Raw genomic sequence first — 2,165 nt, 5'->3', positions numbered from 1 at the left:
TGTCCGCCGTCAGCGCCCATGGCACAGATTTGAGGTTGTGATGTAAGGAGGATTTGGGCTTCGTCGTAGTGACGAAGGAACGAAGATGAAGCCCAAATCCTCCTTGAAGAAATTGCCGCCGAAGGCCCCTGCGGAGCGGGTGGTGAAGGACATTCGGCGTGCGACGCGGCGCCACTTCTCGGCCGAGGACAAGATCCGCATCGTGCTGGATGGCCTGCGCGGCGAGGACAGCATCGCCGAACTGTGCCGTAAGGAAGGCATTGCGCAGAGCCTTTATTACACCTGGTCGAAGGAGTTCATGGAAGCGGGCAAGCGCCGGCTTGCCGGCGACACGGCCCGGGCCGCGACCACCGGCGAGGTGCACGACCTGCGCCGTGAAGCCCGTGCCCTGAAGGAATGCGTGGCCGACCTGACACTCGAAAACCGCCTGCTGAAAAAAAGCATGATCGGGGATGGGGGCGACGACGAATGAGGTATCCCGCATCTGAGAAACTCGAGATCATCAGGATCGTCGAGCAGTCACATCTGCCAGCCAAACGCACGCTGGACCAACTCGGCATTGCCCGCCGGACCTTCTATCGGTGGTACGACCGCTACCTCGAAGGAGGGCCGGAGGCGCTGGAGGATCGGCCATCGGCGCCGAGCCGGGTGTGGAATCGCATCGGTGACGACATCCGGGACCAGATCGTCGAGATGGCGCTGGAGACGACCGAGCTATCCCCTCGCGAACTGGCGGTGCGGTTCACCGACGAGAGGCGCTACTTCGTGTCGGAAGCCACGGTTTACCGCCTGCTCAAGGCCCATGATCTGATCACCAGCCCGGCCTATGTCGTGATCAAGGCCGCCGATGCGTTCCACACCAAGACCACCCGACCGAACGAGATGTGGCAGACCGATTTTACCTACTTCAAGATCATCGGGTGGGGCTGGCTGTATCTGTCGACCGTGCTCGACGACTTCTCGCGCTACATCATCGCCTGGAAGCTGTGCACCAACATGCGCGCCGAAGACGTGACCGACACCCTGGACCTCGCTCTGGCGGCTTCCGGCTGCGACAGCGCCACGGTGCTGCACAAGCCCAAGCTGCTCAGCGACAATGGTCCGAGCTACATCGCGGGCGAACTGGCCGAATATATCGACGCCAACAAGATGACCCATGTCCGCGGTGCTCCGATGCACCCGCAAACCCAGGGCAAGATCGAGCGCTGGCACCAGACCCTCAAGAACCGCATCCTGCTCGAAAACTACTTCCTGCCCGGTGACCTTGAGGCCCAGATCGAGGCCTTCGTCGAGCACTATAATCACCGCCGATACCATGAAAGCCTCGACAACGTGACGCCCGCCGACGCCTACTTCGGCAGGGCGCCGGCCATCATGAAACAGCGTGAAAGGATCAAACAACAGACCATAAAATATCGGCGCTTGCAGCACCGCATGCTCGCCGCTTAACATCAACCCCCAGACGAGGCCCGCACTCCGCTAATTTACGCCGCGAGTTGTGCCAAATGTTCTGACGACGGACAGTCGGCCAACCCTGACTCTTGGCAATCATACTAAGGCTGTTGGTTTGACGAAACTTTCTCTTCTCCACGTGTCCGACCTGCACTGGGCTCCGCATTTCCAGCATGACCTTCGGGTTGTCTCGGAGGCACTTCTGCAAGATGTGGATAACTATTGTTCCAAAAACGGCATTTCGATTAACGCTGTTATCTTCAGTGGGGATCTCGCGCTCGGCGGTGACGACTGACGTGCTCCCCTGATTGTTACCACTCAGAGGTAGAGTCTCGCTCCTTCATGATTGATGTTTGATGGGATGGCAACGTGTCTGGGGGCATGCCCCCAGACACGTTCGCCTGCGATCTCGGCGGGGGTCTTCCCGCCCAGTTTCGAGTGTGGCCTGACGTTGTTGTAGTCGTGCCGCCAGGCGGCCAGCACGAAGCGGGCGTGCGCGAGCGAGGTGAACAACGTCTCGTTGAGGCATTCGTCGCGCAGACGGCCATTGAAGCTTTCCACGAAGCCGTTCTGCATCGGCTTGCCCGGCGCGATGTAGTGCCACTCGACGCGCCGCTCCTGCGACCAGCGCAGGATGGCCGACGAGGTCAGTTCGGTGCCGTAGCACATTGGGAAGCTGCCTCTCGAAGGCAGCGCTCGCCTTGATGGAGACA

Annotated in this window: 2 protein-coding genes; one reads left to right on the top strand and one right to left on the bottom strand. The window is 60.4% G+C overall.

What is annotated here, in order from left to right; genetic code table 11:
* Nucleotides 1-85: 85 nt before the first annotated feature.
* A protein-coding gene (locus D2V04_RS01445) for an IS3 family transposase (RefSeq protein WP_119511590.1) occupies nucleotides 86-1,449 on the top strand; the annotation gives its coding sequence in 2 pieces (ribosomal slippage) (nucleotides 86-433 and nucleotides 436-1,449; 1,362 coding nt in all).
* A gap of 321 nt (nucleotides 1,450-1,770) precedes the next feature.
* Here the strand turns inward: D2V04_RS01445 and D2V04_RS01440 are convergent.
* A partial coding sequence (locus tag D2V04_RS01440) for an integrase core domain-containing protein (RefSeq protein ID WP_147391746.1) occupies nucleotides 1,771-2,165 on the bottom strand: 395 nt, incomplete at its 5' end.

The sequence above is a fragment of the Pelagerythrobacter aerophilus genome, from assembly GCF_003581645.1.
Lineage (GTDB): Bacteria > Pseudomonadota > Alphaproteobacteria > Sphingomonadales > Sphingomonadaceae > Pelagerythrobacter > Pelagerythrobacter aerophilus.
Note: the sequence above shows the minus strand (reverse complement) of the source record. Positions and strands in the feature narration are given on the sequence as shown.